Source organism: Pseudoalteromonas fuliginea (assembly GCF_000690055.1).
GTDB lineage: Bacteria > Pseudomonadota > Gammaproteobacteria > Enterobacterales > Alteromonadaceae > Pseudoalteromonas > Pseudoalteromonas fuliginea.
Genome location: NZ_JJNZ01000020.1, coordinates 87,058 through 111,300 on the forward strand (window position 1 = coordinate 87,058; position 24,243 = coordinate 111,300).

Annotated in this window: 17 protein-coding genes; 9 read left to right on the plus strand and 8 right to left on the minus strand. The window is 37.7% G+C overall.

Features of this window, described 5'->3' with window-relative positions; translation table 11 throughout:
• Positions 1–82: 82 nt before the first annotated feature.
• Genes pelG through DC53_RS13610 form a run of 7 tightly spaced genes read right to left on the minus strand, consistent with a single transcriptional unit; the run spans position 83 to position 11,741 of the window.
• Positions 83–1,447 carry an exopolysaccharide Pel transporter PelG gene (gene pelG / locus DC53_RS13640; RefSeq protein ID WP_033028957.1) on the minus strand — a complete coding sequence of 455 codons (1,365 nt, stop codon included), beginning with the start codon at positions 1,445–1,447 and terminating at the stop codon, positions 83–85.
• The gene (pelF, locus tag DC53_RS13635; RefSeq protein WP_007376090.1) at positions 1,435–2,952 is read right to left on the minus strand and encodes a GT4 family glycosyltransferase PelF; all 1,518 of its coding nucleotides are present in this window, start codon (positions 2,950–2,952) and stop codon (positions 1,435–1,437) included. The genes pelG and pelF overlap by 13 nt, the downstream gene beginning before the upstream one ends.
• Positions 2,945–3,928, minus strand: coding sequence for a hypothetical protein (locus DC53_RS13630; RefSeq protein ID WP_008134578.1), 984 nt, complete (start codon positions 3,926–3,928; stop codon positions 2,945–2,947). Before DC53_RS13630 ends, pelF begins: the two co-directional genes overlap by 8 nt.
• Positions 3,921–5,222, minus strand: a complete 1,302-nt coding sequence (locus tag DC53_RS13625; protein ID WP_008134576.1) for a PelD GGDEF domain-containing protein — start codon at positions 5,220–5,222, stop codon at positions 3,921–3,923. The genes DC53_RS13630 and DC53_RS13625 overlap by 8 nt, the downstream gene beginning before the upstream one ends.
• Positions 5,219–5,734: a hypothetical protein gene (locus DC53_RS13620; protein WP_008134575.1), complete on the minus strand. Its 516-nt coding sequence runs from the start codon at positions 5,732–5,734 to the stop codon at positions 5,219–5,221. The genes DC53_RS13625 and DC53_RS13620 overlap by 4 nt, the downstream gene beginning before the upstream one ends.
• A 14-nt stretch (positions 5,735–5,748) precedes the next feature.
• Positions 5,749–9,033: a tetratricopeptide repeat protein gene (locus DC53_RS13615; RefSeq protein WP_033028958.1), complete on the minus strand. Its 3,285-nt coding sequence runs from the start codon at positions 9,031–9,033 to the stop codon at positions 5,749–5,751.
• Positions 9,033–11,741, minus strand: coding sequence for a bifunctional glycoside hydrolase/polysaccharide deacetylase family protein (locus tag DC53_RS13610; protein WP_008134572.1), 2,709 nt, complete (start codon positions 11,739–11,741; stop codon positions 9,033–9,035). Before DC53_RS13610 ends, DC53_RS13615 begins: the two co-directional genes overlap by 1 nt.
• A gap of 448 nt (positions 11,742–12,189) precedes the next feature.
• On the opposite strand from DC53_RS13610, the gene DC53_RS13605 reads away from it, so the two are divergent.
• From DC53_RS13605 to DC53_RS13585, 5 genes are all read left to right on the plus strand, one after another.
• Positions 12,190–13,857: a methyl-accepting chemotaxis protein gene (locus tag DC53_RS13605; RefSeq protein ID WP_007376096.1), complete on the plus strand. Its 1,668-nt coding sequence runs from the start codon at positions 12,190–12,192 to the stop codon at positions 13,855–13,857.
• A gap of 109 nt (positions 13,858–13,966) precedes the next feature.
• Positions 13,967–14,455, plus strand: a complete 489-nt coding sequence (locus DC53_RS13600; protein ID WP_045984473.1) for a MarR family winged helix-turn-helix transcriptional regulator — start codon at positions 13,967–13,969, stop codon at positions 14,453–14,455.
• 133 nt (positions 14,456–14,588) lie between these two features.
• Positions 14,589–15,338 carry an RIO1 family regulatory kinase/ATPase domain-containing protein gene (locus DC53_RS13595; protein WP_033028959.1) on the plus strand — a complete coding sequence of 250 codons (750 nt, stop codon included), beginning with the start codon at positions 14,589–14,591 and terminating at the stop codon, positions 15,336–15,338.
• A gap of 292 nt (positions 15,339–15,630) precedes the next feature.
• On the plus strand, positions 15,631–16,983 hold the full coding sequence (locus DC53_RS13590; RefSeq protein WP_033028960.1) for a magnesium transporter: 1,353 nt from the start codon (positions 15,631–15,633) through the stop codon (positions 16,981–16,983).
• Positions 16,984–17,005: 22 nt separating this feature from the next.
• Positions 17,006–18,067 (plus strand): DUF21 domain-containing protein, encoded by a 1,062-nt coding sequence (locus tag DC53_RS13585; protein WP_033028961.1) that lies wholly within the window; start codon positions 17,006–17,008, stop codon positions 18,065–18,067.
• A gap of 32 nt (positions 18,068–18,099) precedes the next feature.
• Here DC53_RS13585 and DC53_RS13580 read toward each other — a convergent pair whose 3' ends face one another.
• On the minus strand, positions 18,100–18,705 hold the full coding sequence (locus DC53_RS13580) for a TIGR04211 family SH3 domain-containing protein (protein WP_008134564.1): 606 nt from the start codon (positions 18,703–18,705) through the stop codon (positions 18,100–18,102).
• A gap of 213 nt (positions 18,706–18,918) precedes the next feature.
• On the opposite strand from DC53_RS13580, the gene DC53_RS13575 reads away from it, so the two are divergent.
• The 4 genes from DC53_RS13575 (at position 18,919) to DC53_RS13560 (ending at position 24,213) form a co-directional block, all read left to right on the plus strand.
• Positions 18,919–20,442, plus strand: coding sequence for a CYTH and CHAD domain-containing protein (locus DC53_RS13575; protein WP_008134563.1), 1,524 nt, complete (start codon positions 18,919–18,921; stop codon positions 20,440–20,442).
• Positions 20,439–21,110: an START domain-containing protein gene (locus DC53_RS13570; protein ID WP_081824550.1), complete on the plus strand. Its 672-nt coding sequence runs from the start codon at positions 20,439–20,441 to the stop codon at positions 21,108–21,110. Before DC53_RS13575 ends, DC53_RS13570 begins: the two co-directional genes overlap by 4 nt.
• A 78-nt stretch (positions 21,111–21,188) precedes the next feature.
• Positions 21,189–21,998, plus strand: a complete 810-nt coding sequence (locus DC53_RS13565; RefSeq protein ID WP_007376105.1) for a phosphate/phosphite/phosphonate ABC transporter substrate-binding protein — start codon at positions 21,189–21,191, stop codon at positions 21,996–21,998.
• Complete coding sequence (locus DC53_RS13560; protein ID WP_033028962.1) at positions 21,985–24,213, plus strand: ATP-binding protein; 2,229 nt, start codon at positions 21,985–21,987, stop codon at positions 24,211–24,213. The genes DC53_RS13565 and DC53_RS13560 overlap by 14 nt, the downstream gene beginning before the upstream one ends.
• The last annotated feature ends 30 nt before the right edge of the window (positions 24,214–24,243 follow it).

Below are 24,243 nucleotides of genomic sequence, written 5' to 3' on the forward strand. Positions count from 1 at the left end.
ACTTCCTTTTCATTATTATGTTTAAGCTATAAGTGCTTGTGCTGATTTAGTCTATCCTCGCTCTTATTAAGTATATAATATATTACTGCAGCATGAAAGTTTCGTATTCTAAGTTTTCAAATTGTCTAGACAACCAAAATAAACCAATAACGGAGCTAATTATGGTCGCTAAAGCAAAACCATAACCGTAAAATTGTGGCCCAAATGCAATTGATAAGTAAGTTAAAACAATATTAGTGAATAAAAACAGACCCGCCAGTATCATTACCGTAATACGTTTATCTAAATAAAATAAAATGTTTAAAATAGATAAAAATATAACTTGTACGCCTACACCAACTACATCAATAAATAAGAGGATTTTATAGTTTGGATCAATACCAATAAAAGTTAGTATTTGCTCTCCCCATAATAATAAGCAAGCGACAGTAATTCCTTGAATTTTAAATATGTCGTAAAGACCACTGCGCGCAGTGCGGATCATATTATCTTTCAAATGATAAATTTCTTGTAACGTTGAGCCGTCGCGAATTGCAGAGTAAAAACGGTCATATTCTTCAACAAAGTCAGTTTCCATCCTTACTAAAAATACGGCCATACCTGGGATAATAGATAGGTAGGCTAAAAATATAGGTAAATCATAAATAGGGCTGGCTCTGAGGGTTCCAATAATTTGGATTGATGTACTTGGTGAATACCAAAAAATGATTTTATCGGCCCATACAGCGATGTTATAAAACAGGCCGCATAAAAATAGGCTGTAATACACTTTTTTATTGCTTAAAAAGTCAAAGCTTATAAGTTTTTCACCTGGGTAGCGGCGAATAATCATAAATAGAAAACTGAAAAATAATAAGGCTTCACCAGCAAAAAAGGCAAAAAACAACCCGTCTAACTGCCAGTCCCTAAGCAAGTATGCCAGTAATACCATGAAAGCATAGCCGCTCAGCATCGTGACTAAAATAACCCTGTATTCTTTCATACCTGATAAAAATATTGCGCCAAGCCACTGATTACATAAGCTAATAAAGGCACCTAAAATAATCACTTTAGTCATAATGGGTAAAGGTAAAAATGGCCAAACAGCAAGACCGACCAATAGGGCGCCAATTGTAGTAATTAGTTGTGCGCCAAGTAGGTTTGGTAGCACTAATCCATCATCTTTTGTAAAAAATAAATCGGCAATAAAACGGGTTAGCATCAATTGCAGACCACCCGTTAAAATAAGCGATGCGGCCATCATATAGGTTACAAGCGTTAAGAACTGAATGATCAACACTTTCGGTAGCACAATACCTAAACTTAAAATGCCAATCAGCATAAGCGCGATAATTGACAGTAGCCACGGGCCAGAACCAATTAATCCAGCGTAACTATAAGCTTCAAATACTGAAAGTAGGGTGTTTTTTTTGAGAATTTTTCGTATCTCAAAACCTATTCCGGCCATGACATTGCATCCTTATAAAGTGTGTCGTATTGCGCAAACATATGGCTTTCGTCATAAAACGCTTTTACGCGCTTAAGACCACTCGATTGATACTCATGCCACTTTTCGTCGTTATTTAAGATATTTGATATTTGCTTTGCTGTTTCGCTAGGAGAGGCGATTGATACCACTTCTCCGGCTTTGCCAAGTGCTTTGTCTTCGTCAGTTGCGCCTTCAATAATCTCTCGGCACGAACCAACATCACTTGCAAGGACTGGTACGCCAGCTGCCATCGCTTCTAGTAGTACTAAAGGTTGTGCTTCAGAAATAGAGGTTAGTGCAACGATACCTAATTTAGGCAGTATTTCAGCTATATTTTGCATACCTAAAAACGTAACGTTATTTTCTAAATCTAAACTGCTGACAAGTAATTGACATTCTTTGTAATATTGAGGGTCTTCTTCGTATGGGCCAATAACCCAGCCTTCAATTGTAGGTATACTAGACTGAACCTCTTTGATTGCACGGATAAAAGTTTTAATATCTTTTATAGGCACTACACGACCAATTAAGCCTACCGTGAGTGGAATCGTTTTTGGACGCTGTGCAAGTGCTTCAATAAAACGCGATGTTTTAATACCATTTGGCACTACGCGTGTTTTTTCTGGTGCGGCGCCATCTTTTATTTGTCGTTGTCTATTACCATCGTACAAAGAAATTATTTTATCGGCTTCTTGATAAGATGTTCTGCCGATCTGCTCAAAGAAACTAATCCACATTCTGCGAATAAAGCCCATTTCGGTATTTAAATTTTTACCTAATACCTGCTCTGACTCTTTGATCCAGCTGGCTTGAATAAGGTCTATTTTACGCTCTTTGGTATAAATACCATGTTCGGTTAGTAAATACGCAGTGTTGCTAATTGCGCTTGCACCAGAACCTAGGAATCCCGCATAGCCTGTTGATATTGAATGTATAAGTTTAACATTAGGTAATTCGCGAGCTATCTCTGCTATTTTAAACAGCGGTTTGTATAAGTTACGATACGACCAAAAGAAATCGATAAATGATGATTCATCACAGTAGGTTAAATAATATTTTGCGAGAACTTGCCATGAGGATTCACTATACAAAAAGTCGGCTTCGTTTATGCCGTCTTTTTGGGCAAGCTTTTTAAAAGCAAACTTTAGTAACTCGCTAGGGATCGGTTCTTTAGAGTCACGGAAATAGTTTTGCAGTTGTTGCCAAAATTCGAACAACTCTTTTTTATACTTTACGCCATGTTTTGCTTTTATCTCAGAGGCGTTGTTTTCAACTAAATAATGAACATGTAATTTGGTTACATTTTTAGGTAATGTATATTGAATTTCACCATAATGCTCAGGTGCACCGCCCAAAAAAACCAGCTCAAAGTTATAGTGTGGTAAGCCTTCAATAATTTGATGGACCCAGCTTGATACGCCGCCTCGGACATAGGGGTAAGTGCCTTCTAAAAGCAGTAATACATCAGCGTTTGGTTTAGGCATTCCAATACTCCTGTAAATGGCGTAACTCGCTACCCTTTGGTTGCTCTGGTAGTTCTTTTAAATAACGTTTACAGTCATCGAATTTATTCATACAAAAAGCAACTTCAGCTTTATAGGGCAAAACATGACGACGTGCCATACCAAGGTCTGTGGCTTGTGCTAAATGACTAAGTGCAAGTTCATATTTACCAAGAGCTAAACAAAGCCGGCCCAAAAATACAAAGGTTGCAGGCTTTTTCACATATTCGATGCTTTGCAAGGAAAGTGTTTCTGCTTTTTTTAACACGTATTCTCGCAATGCACCTTGTGCCAATCCTAAGTAACTAAGTTCCCAATATATTTCAGCTAATTGTTGTTGCAAGTTACTCAGTTTTGGTTGCTGAGTCGTTAACAATATCTCTTGCTGATATAGGCCTATTTTTTCGTTTAACTTAGTTTCTTTAGCATCGAGAGTGGAGTAAGCAAGCAGACGAATATCATCTTCTAAGTCTTTAAGGGCGAGTTTTAAAATAGGAATTGCCTGCGTATCACTCATGTGACGTGCAGCCATTACTGCACTAAGACGTTTGTTTGGCTCACTTGCATACTTGAGGATCGCTTTTAATCCACCCATCGAATAGGTTGGATTAGCTGAAATACTACGAACTTCAAAAGGGAGACCTGGGATTTTGTGTTCTTGTATTTCAATATCATTATTTTTAAGCGGTTTACACAAAGCAAACGTGAGTGCGAACATAACGCCTAAAACACCAAATAGAGGAAGCGTAAACAGTAGTGAAAATAACAGTAATAGGGCACCAAATAATGTACTTTTGTATTTAGCTGGAATGACAATATAGCTTACAAAAGTAAAAAGCATACTTGCTATAGCATGTAATAAAATAGCGATAAGCCAATTGGGTGTATCAAGTGTTTCTATTAAAGCAAAATATTCACATATAAATCCCACTATTACAGCAATGACAATTCTAATCATGAAGTGTTACCAGTGGTTTAATCGCATCTTTACTAATTGGCAAAGCAATTTGTTGTTCAATAACGATATCTAATTCAGCTAAATTTTTACCTGTACGTTCTTTACTCCACCCATTTATACGCGTTATAAAACCGTCTTTTTCTAATTCATCAGTAAGTGGCATAAGTATTAACAGAGTTTGCTTCTCATCATCATATAAGTAAATATCTAAGCCTCGACGGGCTTCCGTTAAATACTCCATAAGTCGACGGGATTCGTTGGTAATATTTAATGTTTTAACTTTTAATAAATGTGCAGGAATTTTGTAACGTTTAGCTTCTTTGTTAGCTCGTTTTACTTGGCGAACAAAGTACGGAGATTCTTCGCTAGTCATTATCGGGTTGGTTATCTCATGTCGAAGTAAGTCTCCAACGTGTCCGGCCATTACGGCAAGTAAAGTAAGCGTGTTTTCTTTGAGCGCAAAAAACTGTACTTTTTCGACTAAAATAGCGCCATAAATGGTATCGTTTACATCAATAAGTGGAATTGCGATATGGTATTTACTGCTGCCTAAATAAACTTTAGAGCTTTTAACCGACACCAGTTCTTTTTCTTCAAACATAGCAAGGATTAGTGGGTCAGATGTTATTGGCGAAGTCATTTTACCAATAACAGCAAGAGGGGGCTCCACTATATTATTGTTTTCCACTTTATATAGCCCGGCTTTTTCTAATGCTCCATACTCTACAAATAAATTGATAATCACTTGCGCTGCACTATCTAAACGTCTTTCTTTAAGTTGGCCTATAGATGCTCTTACAGCTTGCAATGACTCCCTTAAACTCAATGTATGCCCAGCTAACATTTGTTCTATTCGATCGTGTGAAGAGCTAATTAAATGATATTGACGAGTGAATTTTTCAAGCCGATCAGACACATACTCTAGTTGAATAGTCTGTTGTTGATTAGTACGCTCCCAAACATCCCTAAATTCACCCGCGATCATAATTACAATAGTATAGCCAATCATGGCGTTGATATTGAATTCGCTTTGAGGTGCCAAAATATCGCTTTGCAACAACAGTAATTGGCCTACGAGTAAAGTTAAAATGCTGATAAAACCTTTAGAGAACCCATAACGCAAAGCAACCAGTAAAGGCCCTAATACAGGCCAAGAAAACCCTCCTTGCGTCCAAAAAGGATCCTCGGCATTAAACAGAACAGGCAGGCCTAAAGCCAATGTGGTAAATATAATTACCTCAGCCCATGTCTGTAGCTCAGGGACTTCTCTTGGGCGAAAGAAATGTGTTTTCACTCACTAACCTCTATATAAGAAATTAAGTCGGCAATTACATCTTGTGCCGTTGCTGCAATGCTATCGCGTCCCCAACCACTTTTTGCAATTGTTCCTGTCCATATCGGTGTGGTTTGGCCGTTCGCAGTTAACGATAAAGTAAGAGCAACAACGGGTTCGCCATCAAGACCAGCTTTGTAGCGCCACTCTTCAATGCTACCGGTGAGTAGATAATCCGCTTGTTGAGTGCTTAGCCATTGCATGGCGTTATCTAAACGATATTGATCGTCAAGTGGTGGTAGCTCCTTATTGCTATTTCTGGGTGCGCGAAGAAGCGTTGGTAATTTATTTTGTTGCCAAATACTTGTTAAAATGTCTTCAGCACGCTCACCAGCGAGAGGTGTTTGAGCATGATTTACTAGCGGTAATAAGGCAACTGTTGTTGATGGGTTTATTTCTACATCATCAGCAACTCTACTCGTTGTACAGGCTGATAGTAATAAAACTAGACATGGTATAACTAAGCGAAACATATTTTCTCCTAACATTAAAAATGTACGTAATATCCTAATTGTAACTGTGTATCTGAATTACCAACCTTATTACTACTTTGGTAACCCAGCTGTAATTTAAATAAATCATCACCTAAAATAGACCAACCAGCGCCACTTGAAACAGACACATCAATATCATCGTTGATAGTTTGGTAACCGGTGCTTATATCAAATAGCCATGATGGGCTAGTACCTAAATAGGGCGGTTCTAGTGAGCTGGTTGAGGAAAATGAGGTACCGAGCGCAAAGCGTCTAAATGGCTGAAGTTCTATATTTAATGGGGCATCGTTACCTGTATTTATAAGCGTGTTCACTTGTTCAAAATCTTGCCATTGCGCGCTAAAATAAGCAGTCCAAATTGGCCTATCTTTTAAAATACGGTATTGGTATCGGGCGTTATACTCTTGCCCGTTGATGAGTGAACTTCCACTATCTCGTCGTAAAAAAGACATTATAGCGGCCGATAATTGCATGTTTTGTCGACCATCAATATTATAGTTTACATAGGCCGTAGCTTTGTTAAGTTGCGCAAAACTAAGTAAGGCCTCTGACTGGCGATTTTCAACATTGTGTTCAAGCTTTAAACCAACTTGTGTACGAGAATCCCATTGATAGCGAGAATCTAAGCTAATACCCTGACGATTTGCTAAACGACCTTGGTGGGAATCAATTTTTGCATCGAAATACCAGCGACCCCATGTCATTTTATTTTCTACAGCAAACAGTAATCCATTATTATTAAAGTTTTTCTGATTACTTAGGCTTAGTTTCCACTGGCCATTGGCATAAGGAAAATAAACATTTACATCGTATTGGCTACTGTTTAATCCGGCCTCAGGCGATAAATTAATTTCAAGTGCTCTAAAGTATGAGCCTCGGGCATTACGAACTAAACTTAATTGTGATTCGCTCGGCTCAGTTGTTAGTTCTTCGTACCAACGCTGCATTGTTGCGTAGGGTTGTCTGAGGTAGAGAAGTGCATTTAACTTATCTTCCTCGGTTAGTGCATTTTGCGTTATGAGCTGTTTAATTTTATTAAACTCGCCATTAGTCATGTAAAGTTGTAGTTTTTGCCAAGGAGCTAACTTTTGTGCTGCTCGTCGTGCTAACCACCAGTTTGTTTGAGGCTCGCCAATTGTCTCGGGTGCTAGTTCATCCATTGAATTAAGTTGCATTAAATGTGGAATAGCCATCGCACCTGCCCAGCGGTACATTAAGCCTCGGTAGGCGTATTTATCTTTAGGTAAATGTTGTAATAAATAATGATTAAGTTCGGTGGCATTTGCGTAATAACCAAGCTGTTTCATTACATCAGCTAAGTTAACCAGGGTTGTTAAGTCGTTTGGATCAGCCAGCGCTAACTTTCGCAAGTAAAAGTAAGCGCTATTATATGATTTTTCATGAATCGATAAGCTAGCTAACAGTTGCGTCCAGCCGTGAGTAGTCTCATCTTCTGAATGATTATCTATAATACGTTTTATCATTACTGTATCGTGCATTTGCAGTGCTAACCAACCTTGTGCAAGCACCACGTCTGGATTGTACTCACTTAGTTTTGCTGCGCGGTTTAAAGTGGTATAGGCTGAATTGAAATCGCTTTTGTTTTGATACCAGTTTGAGAGTATTAACCAAGCAGGATAAAGTGCTTTATTATAGCGCTGCTTTTCGAGTTCTTGGTGGATACGTTTTATCGATTCTTCATCATCAACGTGTGAACTCAATAATGCAACTTGGATTAATTGTCTAATTGTAAGCGATGGTTGCTGCCATAGGTAATCGAGAAGGCCTTGAGGATTATTCTCAAAGCGCAGTTGTTGATAGTGCAACATATCACCTACACTGAGCTCACTAATGGTCATTAATTGTTCGAACGCATAAAGCTCTTCTTTTTTATTTTGAACTCGCAATGCCATATCAACGCGTGCAGTCCAAAATTCAGTGTCTGTACTTTGTTGTTTTTGCTTTAAAATGGTAAGTGCGGTTGAAAAATCATCGATAAGCCAAAATGATCGGGCAAGCCATAATAGATCTTCTTCATTTTTTGGACCTTGGTATGTTGGCCATAGTGACCTTAAGCCTTTTAAGTTACCAGTATCGTGCAGTACTTTAGCTTTCCAGTATTGTGATAACACACTTTTACCACTAATTTGTTCAAATCGTTCAATATGATTTAGCTCTTTTTTTGCATTGCCGATGAACTCATTGGTTTGCATCCATTTAGCAAAACCATTGCCTTTTAACTGCCTATTTTGCGCTTTGTATTCGTAAATATCATTTGCATCTTGATACAAATAAAGAGAGGTTGCATCGTTTATGCTATCACTGAGCATGGCTGGTGTTACTGCATGATTTGCCATTAACCACTTAAATTCATTAAGTGCTTCGCTGGGTTTATTTTGCCAACGTTTTACTTTCCAATTTAGTAAATGGAGTTCTTTGTTATTTGGACTTTTTATTAGCAATTTTTCGAGTAATTGTTCGGCACCTTTTGCATTACCATTGGCTAAGCGTAAATACATTGCCTTAGTTAAATAGTGTGTATTATTAGGGGTAGCTTTTAGTAGAGCTTCTACCGCATCTGCAGCATCTTCTGTATTGCCGGCTAAGTCAGCTAAATAAAGAGTACGTTCAGTGTTAGCTTGGTCGCCATACTTTTTCCACCACATATAGGCTTGCACAGGGTCATTTGCGCCAAGCGCTGTTTCAATTGCTTTTTCAGCTATATTTGCGTGTATACCTGCTTTATAAATGACTAATGCTTTAACTGGTTCGCCTGCACTTAACCAGTAATCAGCGGCGAGTAATGGCTTGTTTTTTAGCTGGTAGTACTGTGCAACACTTACATTTAAGCCAAGCGCTTTAGCTATGCTCAGCACTTGTTCATTCCAATTTTTATGGGCCTTTATTTTTAAAGATAACTCTTCAAATCTATCATCTATATTTGCACCACTTGCTAACCATAATGAGTAAAGTAGTTTGATTTCAAGTGTCGCTTTGCGCTCACTTTTAGGTAACTTTGCAAGCTCAATTTTCGCTTGTGCGTATTCGCTTAGCTCTATGTGTAGCTCAATTAGCTTAGCGCGTAGTTTTTCATTGTCAGGGTCAGTATTAAGCGCTGCATTTAGGTACGATGTTTCAAAAGTATAATCTTGTGAAAGCGTATCATCTTCAAAAAATAAGGTATGCGGAAATAACGCATAAAGTGCAAAGCAACTTACGGCTAATATCGTTAATATTGTTTTTATAGATACTAACTGAGGGCGTTTATTAGAATTCATTATGGGGCAGTCCCAGCACAGTTAAGGTAGCCATAAAAGTCACCCATAGGTATTTTGAAATGCGTTAATTTACCGTGAGTGATACCTTTAAAGTGCTCTCCCAAATGAGATGTAAATTGACATTTACGTCCATTCATTAAATCAAGTGAAGCGGGCACCCAAGCTTTAAAGCTTACTGCGCCATTTACCTGCCAATTATCGATAACCACATTAGCAGAAGCTAAATAAGGCTTACTATTATTTTGGCTGTGATCAAAGCTAAGGCGGGCAATATTATTGATAATATGTACGTAGTCGCCTTTTTGAGTTACACCAGATACCCCTTCACTTTGGGCTATATTTGGTATATCAAAATCGCTAGGTATTCGTAAAGTACGAATATATTTTGAGCTAAATAGCCATTCATCGTCATTATTTTTTGCTAATGCAGAGAAATAAAAATCTTTTGCAATTTTTGCAAAATGACTCAAATGTACAGGTGTATTTGGCCGTGCTAAAACATAGTCTATATTGTGTTTTAAGGCATCGAGACCAGCAGGTATTTCCCCCGAATAAAAGTGATAATAAATAGTGTAAGGCTTTAATCTGTATGGTTTTTCTGTTATTTCAAATGTTTCGGTTAAACGTTTAAACCCATAATAAGGCCCGTGCCATAAATTAGTGAATACATTTTCATTCAAGATAGGAGCATAAATTTGATATAACAGGTCGCGCTCAGGTCGCCCAATTGGCGATATATGAGACAGGCTAGGGTTATCGGCATTTGCATCGGTGTTGCCGCCATTAATGTTTAATACACCCGCGTCACGGGCAAGTTCAAGTGCTTTTGGCCCAGGTGTTGCGTCACCAGACCACAGCATTAATACTGTTTTTTTATTTTTTGGTGCCAGCTTTTCGTCAATGTATTTTATAGAGCCCGTAATTTCTTTTTTTAAACTTATAGTGTCGTATCCTGGCACATCAAGATGAAAACCATAGTCGGTGTCATCCTCATCTATTTTTTTCCGACCAGAGAGTGCGGTCCAAAAATAAGGGTGACTATAAGTATGAGATGCAATTTCAACATAGGGTAAATCGAAAATACTGCGCGCAATACGTTCTAATTTAGGACTCGCTTTTGAGTGAAGTCCAGTAGCTTCAATATCTGCTTGAATAATTGATGATGTTAAAGGGAGTTTATAGCGTTTAATTATTTCATCGCGGATCACTTCTGCCGAATAAGGTCTACCTGTAAAATTTGCAATACTTGAAAAACCATCACCATCAATATGTAGAGTAAGCATGCGCCTACCACTTTCAGTTGTTGTATCGGGGACTAAGATAGGCGGGAGCTCCATCGCCTTTGTCAGCAATGTACGAGGGTCGATAACCCACTTACTACCTTCCATCGGAAAAGTATCAATTAGCCAAGGGGCAACCACCACAGCACCATATTTTGTTTTTGCACTTTGCACAACAATGCTGCCATCAGCCGCTTTTATATTAATAAGCGCAGTGGCATTTGGCGCTAGTTTCAGTAAATATGGTTTTACTATTGGTGGTGGTGTCGCGGCTTCACCTTTGAACCATGGGGCAAAGTAATTTAATTCATAAGGAGCAGGAGGTAATACATTGAGTGCTTCTACACCTAGTTTGATTAGTAGTGTAGTCGAAAGCGGTAATTCTCCCATAACTAACAAAGGGACAGCGCCTAAATTTGTTTCTAGCCAATTAGTTATCGCCGGGGTATAAAAAGCATCACTGGTAGTCCACGAAATAACGCCAGCATGTAAACTTGGATCTATGAGAGGAAGCGCTCTTTTTGCTACATCAATGTAATCAGGGATATACCCCAAATACTCAATCATGGTTGCAAGTTTTAAGTGCACCGTAGTATAGATAAGTGGCTTAATATCACTATTGTAAGGAATTAGAATACGCCTAGCTATTGGTGTGATATTTGACGTTCCCCATGTTTGTAGGTGTCCGTCAGTTATCCAAGGTGCATAACCGTTTTTTATTATTTTTTGAGCCATAGCAAGGCGATTTTTGGGCTTTGCATAATCAATCACTTGTACATTAAAGCCCAAGTTTTTTGCTGTATTTAATTGTGCAATTAGCCATATTTGATCACTTTCGGCAGTGAGTTTGTAGCTATTATCAAGAGGATTGTAATGGCTATATAACCCCTCCGCTACTAAATCAGTTGCGAACCCTTTTAACTTGGGAAGTAGTTCAAACCCACGATTGAGTATTAAATGTTTATCAAATGAGCTTGAGAGGTCCTCAATAATTGAAATTAGCCCAGCTTGTTGGTCTGCTTTATTGCTTGTTGTATCTAATAGCTGATAGCTATCTAGTGTATCTAAGAATAAGCCAGTGAAACCACGGTCTTTTAAATCATTAGCGCTGTTTTTTATGCGTTTATGCCAATACGTAGAAGTTAAATCGGAAATATGACTATTCCAATTGGGATTAACAACAAGTGATGACGTGTTTTTTTCGAATGACTCACCCACACTAAGATAAGCATAAACAGCAATGTTACGCTGCGTAAGCCAATTAAGCTCATGCTCTGTGATTAATTCTGGTTGCACTACCACACGAGAATAAAATGTCATTTCAGCAAGAGGCATCGGTGCTGAATAATAAAAAGCAGTGCTGTTGTTTATTGGCTTGGCGAATACATGAGCAGAAATTAAAAGCGTAAAATATAGAATGTACTTCATTGATGATTCATTTTGGTTGGGATTAAGCAGAGATAAGAAATGACGTGCGTTCCGATTTTATGCTAGGTAATTCGTATTAGTAAGATAGGGTGATTATATGTTAATAAAAATAAAAAAACTACATGATTGTTCCTAAGTTTCATCTTTGTTTTTCGTTGTTTTACTTATTGGTGGGAGTAATTGGTTAGGTTCATTATTTTGCTTACTACTAAGGTCGCAATGTTTTAAGTATTAAAATGTATGCCTTACAACTATAATATGGACAAAATCGCCAAGGTTGGTTTGGCTCTTACCTCGACATTTACCTTTAATATTTACACGCTTCGTAAATATTAAGTGGTATGTAAATAAACTAATTTACCTTTATCAGTGAGCATAAAATAAAAAGTATCTTTTGTTATTTTATGTTGTTGCTGTTTAAATTTACTGCCTTAGATTTGGAGAAATAATGAGTAATTTAAGCTTAAAAAACAAATTGTTGTTATTAGCTATTTTGCCACTGATGTTACTTTTAACTAGCTTAATGCTGAGTTCTTATTATTTAGAGTCTAAAAATCAGCAGCAAAATTTTGATTCATTTAAGACTAAATTGATCAAAGATAAACAGAACTTATTAAGTACAGAAATCGAAATTGCGAGCAAAATTGTTCGTCACCAATTAGATACTGGCTCTGCCCAAGATGCTAAAAATGCGCTTAGAAACTTAACCTTTGGTCAAGGGGGTTACTTTTTCATCTACGATACAAACGGTGTTAGTGTTTTTCATGCGTTATTAGGTGATGCCATTGAAGGGCAAAATAAAATAGGGATGACAGACCCCAATGGTAAAAAAATTATAGTCGGGTTACTCGAACAGGCTCAAAAAGGTGGTGGCGCATTTAACTACCACTTTCAAAAACCTAATACGACAGGCCTAGTAGAGAAAATGGGCTATGCTGCCATGATCCCAGGAACTAATTGGATGGTTGGCACTGGCGCATATATGGATGATATAGAAGCAGAGCTAATTAAATACGAAGTAACGATGCAAGAGCATATGAATGATAAAGTAATTACCTTATTGCTAATTGCTTTATTTTGGGTTGTTTTAACGATTGCATGTGCATTGGTTGCGGCGAATACCATGGTTAAGCCAATTCAAAGAATGGTGCAGAGCCTTGACGACATAGCAAAAGGTGAAGGTGACTTAACTAAGCGCCTAGAGATAGACACGAATGATGAAATTGGTCAATTAGGTGAAGCATTTAATGTTTTTGTCAGTAAGCTACACGGTATTATTGCGAATGTGGTTGATGTTACACATGATGTGAAATCAGCATCCAGTGATATAAATAAACAAACACGACTAATTGAGGGCAAGCTACTCAATCATAATCATGAAACAGAGTTAGTTGCGACCGCCATTACTGAAATGTCTGCCACATCACATGAAGTTGCACAAAATACTACGCAAGTTGCTGTATCAACTCAGGCTGCAACACAGGAAGTTGCTAAAGCACAAGAGTGTGTTGATATTTCACTCAGCGAAGTATCAAAATTAATGGATGAAATAAACGTCGCTGCTGAACAGGTTGATTCACTGAGCGAGCAGTCTAAAAAAATTAATAGTGTGCTGAGTGTTATCGGCGGTATTGCAGAACAGACAAACCTATTAGCACTTAATGCCGCAATAGAGGCCGCTCGTGCTGGTGAATATGGTAGAGGGTTTGCTGTTGTTGCAGATGAAGTAAGAAGCTTGGCGAGTCGTACGCAAGTGAGCACACTAGAAATTAATGAAATGCTGAGTGAACTACATAATCTAGTGTCCTCAGCGGTAGGTGCAATGCAAGCAAGCCAACAAAGCTGTAATCGTTCAGTTGAGTCATCACGAGCTATATCCGATAGTTTAGGATCGGTTACCAATTCAGTGACATCAATTAACGATATGAGTACGCAAATTGCGACAGCCGCTACGGAACAAAGTAGTGTAACAGAAGAAATAAATCGCAATGTATATGCTATCCAAGAAATAGTTAATGAGCTTACAGTGTCGAGTAAAACAACGTCATCAGTTAGTGAACACTTAGCCGGAAGAGGTGAAAGTTTAGGGCAATTAGTTGGGCAGTTTAAAATTTAGTACTTATGTATTTACCGTTATTAAAGCCGCTAACTGCGGCTTAACCTTATTGGTAAGTTTTACAATTTTTTAAAGTAGATCGTAAATAGACTAAATTGAGTGGATTTTAATGCAAAGTATGACATCAATTAAACGCTGTACTCGCGATGAATTGGTCCCTGAAAAAGACCTAGGACGTTTGGTATCTTTTTTACGCTCAACGCTGGTTACGCATATTGATACCAAATTACTTCCTATGGATTTAACTTCGGCGCAGTACATAGTTGTTGTGTTGCTAGCTAAAGAGTCTGTTAATACGCTTGCTGGGCTTTGTGAGCATATGGTTTATGACCGAGGTGCAATGAGTCGACTATTAAGCCGTCTTGAAGAAAAAGACTTAATAGCTAAAACACAATGTGAGTTTGATAAACGCTCAACCATTTTATGTTTAAGTGAAAAAGGAAAAGTACTTTACCCAGAAATAATGCCAGTAGTAAACGAAGTCTATACTCAGGCATTAACTGGTTTTTTAGAATCTGAAAAAAAACAGTTAATGGATTTGCTGTTCAAAGCAATAAATAACCTAGAATCACTGCCTCAAACAGCCTCTAAAAAATAGATTATCAATAAAATAGCGATACTGTTTCAATAGAAAATCAAGACCCTAAACATGTGATTCCGTTGTAGGTAAAATCGAACTTTGATAATATAGTTGCCTAGGCAATCAAGGTTATTATCTTGTGAGGTTTGTTATGATTGAAAATGATTTGTTAGCGCAATTACAGCAACAATTTCCAGAGCACACTTTTGTGCAACATCGTTTAAGTGTTGTTCATAAAGGACGTTTTGCTAATGCTATTGTTTATCGATATAAAGATGATGGATTTGATTTAATAATAAAAGACTTTAGCCAAAGTCCTTGGTTTATTCGTAAATCGTTTGCACGTATTTCGGTTAACCAAGAATATAAAGGTTTGAGTCGATTATCTGAGTTGGACGCGGTAGCAAATCGTTTTTGCTGTTTATCGCCGATTGCAGTGGCTTATAACTATATAGAGGGCACCTCACTTCGTTCTTTAATTCATCAAGGTAAAAAGCTTCCAGTTGATTTTTTTAGTGAGCTTGAGCGTCAAGTCGCAAAAATGCATCGCAAAGGGATAGTGCATTTAGATTTACGTAATATGGGTAATATTTTATGTGGTGCTGACGGTAAACCTTATTTTATCGACTTTCAGTCAACTATTAGCTTCGCTCGTTTTCCTCGATGGCTACAGCGCTTTATGCGAGGCTCAGATATGTCGGGTGTCTACAAGGCGTGGAGTAAACTTGCTGAACACCCTATGCCCCAAGCTAAGCAAGATTATCTGGAGCATTTTAATCATGTACGTAAACGCTGGATTTTTAAAGGTTACCCAATTCAACGGACGTATGCCTGGGGAGCTGCCTTGGTAACTCAATTCTTAGATTCTGAACTTGTACGCAGCATTACCGACCGCCTTTAAATGTACGCACCTATTTCATTCTTGTTTGCCTATATTAGTTTTTAATATGAGCCTTTTTTTGTAGCAAAAGCAATCTATTTGGATTGCTTATTGTGTTGACTCTCTCCTCAAAAATAATCCCTTTTACTGTTTTTTTAATTTTTTAAAATAAACATTAGTACCGTTTTTATTTTGCCCATACAATGCGCAAAAATAGCCTGTACATGCTTAATAAACTCAAGTTTTCTCAGCAAATTTTTGTTGTCAGGATAAACTGTAAGTAACGTGCATTTTTAAATTTTAAGGTTTTAAAATGATTGAGTATCCGGTTGATCAACTTCCACAACTAATAAATGATTTACTTCAATGCGATACAACAGAACGCAAAAATAAATTATTAGCTGATGCGCAGGTAACACTCTCTACTGAGCATTTATCTTTACTCTTTGAGGCGATACCAAAAGAGCAACGCCTTGAAATTTGGCTATTGCTTGATGAAGACACGCAACATGAAATTTTTGTAAATTTAAGTGAGGATAGCTGTCTATGGTTACTGCAAACGTTAGATGATAACGATGCATTTAAATTATTAGATGAAGTTAATGTAGAAGAGCTGCTTGAGCTAGAAGAAGTTATTCCAGAACGCTTTGTTGAGTATGCTAAAAAACAACTCGACGAAGCGCAGATTAAACAATACGAATTAGCACAGCAATACCCACCTGAACAACTAGGTCATTGGTTGGGGTTTGATTTCTTAAAAGTATCAGAGAAATTAACCGCTGGTGGGGCTAAAAAGCTGTTGAATAAAGGTTTGCCACAATACAGTGAAGTTATCTATTTAGTCAGTAGAAAAGGCAGCTTAATAGGTGAGGTTGCTGTTAATGATTTGATAAAAGCGAGTGACACTGACAGTTTAATAGCTTTGGCTAATCATGATTTCTCATCATTACATGCAGATGATGATTTATATGAAGCGGCAGAAGTCGTTATTCACTCAGAGAAAATGGCAATGCCAGTCGTAAACGCAGATAACAAGTTACTTGGCAGATTAACGATTGCCTCAGCGTACGAATTGCGCCAAGAAATTACCGATGAAGCGGCAGCTAAAGCGGGTGGTTTAAGAGAAGACGAAGATTTGTTCGCAAGTGTGCGAAAAAGTGCTAAAAACCGAGGTGTTTGGTTAGGCATTAATCTAGCAACGGCGTTTTTAGCATCGTGGTTTATAGGATTATTTGGGGCAACGATAGAGCAAGTGGTTGCGTTAGCGGTGTTAATGCCAGTAGTGGCTTCTATGGGAGGGATTGCAGGAAGTCAAACATTGACCGTTATTGTTCGCGGCTTGGCACTGGGTCAGGTTACCGACTCCAACCGTAAAGCGTTACTTAAAAAAGAGCTGCGCGTGGGGGCTGTAAATGGGTTGGTGTGGGCGTTTGTTATTGGTGCACTTACTTATTTATGGTTTAGCGACATTATGCTAAGTATTACGATTACAGTCGCAATATTATTAAACTTAGTTGCAGCGTCGTTAGCGGGTGTTGTTATTCCGTCTATTTTAGACAAAATGAAAATAGATCCAGCATTGTCGGGGTCGGTAATTTTAACAACCGTTACTGATATTGTAGGGTTTGTAACCTTTTTAGGTTTAGGCAGCTTGTTGTTGCTATAAGCTTTTTTAATAGGAAAATACAATGACTTTTGATGTCATGATTTGGTGTGCAATTGGACTGTGTATTTCACAGTCCGCAATGTTTTCTGGTTTGAATTTGGCGTTTTTTTCGCTAAGCCGATTACAACTTGAAATGGAAAGTACGAAAGGTAACGAAGCCGCTATAAAAGTAATGGCGCTGCGTAATGATTCAAATTTTTTATTGTCGACTATTTTGTGGGGTAACGTAGGTATAAACGTATTACTTACTTTGCTTTCTGATTCGGTATTAATGGGGGCAAGCTCATTTTTGTTCTCAACTATCGCAATTACTATCATTGGTGAAATTACGCCCCAAGCTTATTTTTCGCGTAATGCGCTTAAAATGGCGAGTATGTTGTCACCACTTATAAAATTTTACCAGATACTGTTTTACGTTGTAGCTAAACCAACTGCTTTGGTGCTTGATGCATGGCTTGGAAAAGAAGGTATTACGTACTTTGCTGAAAGCGAATTAAGAGGCATTATTCGTAAACACATTGAAGCTGAAGAGGCTGATGTTCAGCATGTGGAAGGGATTGGCGCACTTAACTTTTTTAGTTTAGATGAGATCAGTGTAACCAAAGAAGGTGAGGTGATTGGCCCTGATTCTATAATTGCATTGCCAACAAAACTAGATTTACCGATATTTCCTGATCTTACGTTGACTGCCGATAACGAATTTTTACGTAAGTTACATAAATCAGGTTATAACTGGGTGATCATTACTAATGAAGATGGTTGGCCGTTATTGGTGGTTGATGCAGATGGCTTTTTACGTTCAGCATTGTTTGAATCAGAGGCTTTTGACCCATATCACTATTGCCACAGGCCAATCATTGTTACAGATGAAACCATGCGTTTGAGTGAAGTTATTTTAAAAATAAGAGCAAACCATTCACTTGATAAATCGTTTGATGGTGCCATTGATCACGACGTTGTATTAGTGTGGAGTGATGAAAAGCGTATTATTACTGGCGCAGATATATTTGGTCGATTACTCAAAGGTATGAGCGCACCTAAGCTTGAACTGCATGAAAATACAGAGAACAAAAAGCCGCTATAAAGCGGCTTTTTTGTATACATTCAGCTGTGAGTTTATGCCCAACCTTCGTAGCGTTTACGACGCGACAGCACAATAGTTAAAATAATACCAAAAAACAGTCCTAAAAATGCAATTGCGCCACCATAAGTAAGTAGCTGGCGTTTTTCTTTAGAGCTGGCAGCTTCTTTTTGAGTCCGCTCTATCTCCAGTGTGCTCTTTAATTTAGTTATTTGCTCAGAAAGTTGTTGGTTTTGATCTGTTAATTTTTGATTCTGCTCTTGCAGCTGCGGTAATTCTATTTGAGCTAGGCGTAACTTTTCTTGCATTGTGCCCATTTCACTACTCAGTGTTTGGTATTGTTGATGTAAACCAGCAGTTTGGGTAACAAACTTGGTTTCTATCCAGCCTTCGCGATCTTTATCGTCTTTAATTTTGATAAAACCATTTTCTTCAGCTGATAATAAAGTTAACTTTGTTCCTGCATCTACAGAGCCAAGAAGGCGATAATTTGTACTCGCTCCAGAGCGCATAAAAGTATATAAATTATCGATGATATAAGCGGTTTTTGCATCAGTGGAATTTGCCGCTTGGGCTTCTTCTGCATGGCTCATAAATGTGGTGGCTGTTAAAAGTAGCCCTAATAAGCAGTGTTTTAGCATTTATCTACCTTGTTAATCTAACTGCGTCCATGATGAACGTGATTTTTATTTCACATAAGTAGCCAGATAGTATGGATTTAAGCGCTTAATAGCAAGACTGATATTGTAACCCAGTCATGATTTTAGGCATAAATAAGACTAAAAAATTTGCATTGTGGATGCGCTTTGTTTATTTTGAGCACTTATTTATTTTAAAGGTAATCCGCAGACCAAATGGATACTGAGATAGAACTGAAGTTTTTGGTATCAGATGCCGTAGTTCCACTGATCCCCTCTTTAATTACTCAATTTGCAAAAACGGTTATAAACAAGCCTTCACGCAGTTTGCAAAACTCATACTATGATACACCGAACCGTGAACTTAGAGCGCTTGATATCGGGTTTAGAACGCGTTGTGCGGATACCCAATGTGAGCAAACTATAAAACTTGCAGGTGAAGTTGTTGGTGGGCTGCATCAACGCCCTGAATATAATTTACCACTTGAATCAAATCGACCTAATTTGATGGCATTTAACGCCAACATCTGGCCCCATGGTATGCAAGTTGATTCAATTTCACAAAATTTATACCCCATTTTCAGTACTAACTTTATTCGCCGTACTTGGTTAATAGAGACTGAAACAGGGGCCAAAATTGAAGTCGTACTTGATAAAGGCGAAATTGCAGCGGCTGGTAAAATAGAGATTATTAGCGAACTTGAGATTGAGCTGGTTGAAGGCAGTCGCAACGAACTCTTTGCTTTAGCTGATAAGTTGGTGAGTCAAAACTGTATTCGTTTAGGTTTATATTCTAAAGCGGCACGTGGCTATCGTCTGGCTGATGAAAAACCATTAAAACCAAGTAAATCCATTGGCTTTGTGCAATTGTCTAGTTCACCAAGTCAAGAAAGTGCATTAGTTGCAGCAATGAATTTTGGTATCCGGTTTGTACAAAAACATGAGCAATGTTATTTCGATAAACCAAGTTTAAAAACACTGAAAAGAGTAACAGATGGTATTAGTTTAATTCGGCATACTTTTTGGTTGTATGACGATATTGTATCTAAAGAAAGCACAGACCATCTTCGCACTGAACTTAAATGGCTATTAAGTGAGTTAGCATGGGTTGAAAATGCAATTCAGCTTAAAACCTATACCTCTAAACGCCATGCTTTTTATAGAAAAATAAATGCAGCGCCGGCACTTGCACAAGTTATTAATGACTTAAAAGAGCTTCAACCCAGTATTGATGATATCAATGCGCTGTTTCATAGTGCGCGCTATAATCGATTACTATTATCGTTAACAACTTGGTTAATTGATAAGCACTGGCGTAAAGATTGGGGGCAGGTTGAACTTCAAGCTGCAGAAAAGCCAGTTTCATCGATTGCTAATCGTCTGTTTAATAAAGATTGGAAAAACTTGCATCATATGCTCCCAAAAGAGCAAACTCTCAGTATTACTGATTATTTAAGCTTGCGTACACAGCTTGAAAATAGCCTACTAAGTGGCAATTGCTTAGGTGCTCTATTTGATAAAGAGGAGCGATTGGAATTTAGGTTGCCTTGGTTGGATATTTCCCATGGAATGTATGAGTTAAGTACATTGGAGTATTTAAAGCAGTTATGTGCTGGGCAAGAAGATGAGCAACTCGCTAAAATTCAGTTGTGGCTTGAGCAAAAATCTGAGTATTTGGTAAATGCGATGGAGCAAAGCCGACTCGCGTCATTTGATATAGAACCGTATTGGCAAAAATGATAACAAGGCACTTTTGTAAGCCAAACTTTATTCAAAAGTGCACTTGCTTCTTTTTTTTAATGCAAGCCTTTAATGCGTATGCTAATCCGATTTGGCATTTGTACAAAAATGAGAAAGGGGTAAGCGTATATTATCAAATTCATGATGATGATACGTTTGAAGTTAAAGGCGAGCTAGTTGTAAATGGTGTCACCACTGAGGATTTTTTAGCGTTACTTAGTGATACGCAAGTGGCGCAAAAGTGGATAGAGAACGCCTCGAAAGTTAGTGTTATTAAAATACTGAGCCCCTCAGAAAACCTCGTTTACAGCTATTTTGACTCCCCTTGGCCTGTTGCAAATAGAGACGCAGTCACGTATTCGTGTTATTCACAATTAACACCAAATCAAAGCCAGCTAGTTATTAAAGCGCGCCCAAAAGAGCTGCCACTTTATAAAAATGTGGTCAGAATTAAAACTTTAAATGCAAAGTGGTTATTAACTCAGCAAGGCAACAATTTAAGCATTGCTTATCAAGTTTATGCTTTATCCGCAGGCATGATCCCTACTTGGCTTAATAATAAAGTAGGTCTGAAAAGTACCTACAAAACCCTGCTCAATCTACATGACATTCTTATTCATCAGAGGTATCAAGTAAAAGCGCCTCTGATTAAAGCTGGTAAATGCTGAACAGATAAGAATTTTATGGTGACTTACTCAGTCTTTAACTAAGCTAATAGTAATAACACACTCATATTAGGAGAGCTGATGAAGTATGTCGTTGCTATGTTATGTTTATTGCAAAGTTCATGGTTGTTTTCTCAAGAATATACTTTTGGTGTTGTACCTCAGTATGAATCGCAAAAATTGAATGCTATTTGGCAGCCTTTACTCAAACAAGTGAGTGAGCAAACAGGTGTAAAAATTGAGTTAATTACGGTTAAGTCTATACCTGTTTTTGAACAGGCTTTTGCTAATGGAGAATATGATTTTGCTTATATGAACCCTTGGCACAGTGTTGTAGCACATGAAAAACAAGGTTATTTACCCTTAATAAAAGATGCAGGGCGATCACTCCAAGGTGTTTTAGTTGTTAATAAAAAAAGTGGTATAGATAATTTAAGCCAGTTAGAGGGAGCTGAAATTGCGTTTCCTGCACCAAATGCACTAGGTGCTTCATTGTTAATGCGCGCCGATTTAGCTTTACTGTATGGACTAAAAATTAAGCCCGTTTATGTACAAACACACTCTTCGGTGTACTTAAACGTAGCACTGAACTCGACTAAAGCGGGAGGTGGAGTTTTAGGTACATTAAAACAGCAACCTAAAAATTTACAACAAAAGCTCAAAGTTATTTATAAAACTCGTGAAATTAGCCGCCATCCAATTGTTGCTCACCCGAGAGTTGCAAGTGAAATACAGCTTAAGGTACAGCGTGCTTTTTTAAATATAGGCGAAAGTGATGAGCATAAACACTTATTTGCAGGGATCCCAATTATAGAGCCCAGTATTGCGACCTTAGCGGAGTATCAACAATTAACTGAATGGGGGCTAAGCGCATTTTATGTTGAGAATTAATTGGTGGCGTAGTCTGCGAGTACAAAGCTTTGTTGCTGTAATAACATTTGGTTTTTTATTGGTTTGTCTTTTTATTTTTTACGCACTACCAGAGCAAGCTCGTTGGGTTAACGAAGGACTTTCTAAAACCGCACAACGGTCACTGCAACAACTGTCTACTTCAGTAACAACTCCTTTGCTTACTCGCCAATATGCCGAACTTTACGAGCAGATTGATAGCCAGCTAGAAATTCAACCGAATTGGAAAGGAATCCAAGTTATAGATGAGGTAACAAAAAACCAATTGTATCCATTGGACACTTGGCAGGGCACAATTGAGCGTAGTGATGTTGTACTAAGTCAGCAGGTTTTATTTTTAGATAAACCTCTAGCAAAAATTATTTTAGTCGCTAATTTCACTAACGAAATAAATGAATCCTCAAAGCTGCATTACACACTAATATACAGTCAATTTACCATACTCGTTATTTTTTTCATGGCACTTGCTTGGTTAGTTGATTATCGAATCACAACGCCTTTGCGCAGACTGGAATTTGCTTTTTCAAAGCTCGCAAAAGGCGATTTTAATTGTCATGTTGATAGGCAACAAAAGAATGAAATTGGCAGTGTTATCAATGCATTTAATAAAATGGCTATTGAAGTTCAAAGTAATCATCAAAAATTGAATAGGCTGCGCATTGAGGCTGAATCGGCAAGTAAAGCAAAGTCTGATTTTATGGCAAGTATGAGCCATGAATTACGCACTCCGTTAAATGCTATTTTAGGTTTCGCTCAGTTATATGAATATGACGAATTTGCTAATAATATACAAAAAGGTAACGCCAAAAGTATTTACCGAGCTGGTGAACACTTACTATTATTGATTAATGATGTGCTTGATTTAACGGCTATCGAGTCTGGAAATATGCAATTTAATTTTGATTATGTGCCTATCAAACCACTTATCGAAGATTCTGTGGAGCTTGTAAGTGAATTAGCAAAAGCACAGTCAATGACTCTGTACACTGAAGGGTTCGATTTACTTAAAGGACTAAATTTTTATATTGATAAACGTCGCTTTAAACAAGTAATGTTAAATTTACTCTCTAATGCGATTAAATATAATAAACAAAATGGTGAGATTTACATAAGTTGTAAAATTTTAAATAATCAGCAGTGTGAAATTAGCGTTGCTGACACAGGGTGTGGCTTTGCAAATGATGATATTTCTCGATTGTTTAAACCTTTCGATCGATTAGGTGCAGAAACGAGTAAGGTCCATGGCACAGGTATTGGACTGGTCATTACCAAGGAGTTGGTTGAGCGCATGCAAGGAAAAATATCAGTACAAAGTGAATTAAATAAAGGATCGTGCTTCAGTTTGACGTTTAATACTTTTGAACAGGCTGGTTTTTCTTCTAATTCAGATGCTTGCGTAATCAAAGAAAAAAACTTTTCAGCAAACTCTTTGCCTATTTTAGATGTATTAGTTGCTGAGGATCAGGTTACCAATCAACAAGTATTAAAGCAGCAATTAACAATACTCGGTGTGCGCTCAACTTTTGTAAGTAATGGAGAGCAGGCTTGGCAAACATTACAAAACAAGCACTTTGATGTTTTACTTACGGATATCCAAATGCCTCTTTTAGATGGTTTTGAGCTAACGACAAGAATACGAAAAGATAGTCGTTTCGAACCTTTGATCATTATTGCCATTACAGCCAATATTGTTAAAAAGAATTTAGACGATTGCCATAAAGTAGGTATGAATGGTTTTTTAACTAAGCCTGTTGAGTTAGTGAAACTTAAATCACTTTTAATTAAGCACACAAAAACAGTGGTTAATTCTGAGGTTAAAACCAATCAAAAGCCTGAAACAGAGACTCATTCGTTTGATCAACTCGACTTATCCGTGTTGCGTGCAATGCTCGGAGATGATCCCGCAGTACATTGCATGGTATTTAATGCATTTTTGCAAACAGCAGGGGAGCAAGTTAAGTTGATACGTGAGTATGCAAGCTGCGATGACTTTACTGGCATAGCATTTCAGGCCCATGGCTTAAAATCATCATCAAAATCAGTGGCGACGATACGACTTGCAGATATATGTCAGGAAGTTGAAACTTTGGCAGAAAATAAAAGTGTCCAAAGCAACTTAATTGAAGAGTTAGAGTTATGTTTTAACGCTGTGATAGCTCAGTTAAGTCGTTATTGTCAGCAATATGAAAATAAATAGGTGGCTCAATAAGAGCCACCTCTAGTAAAT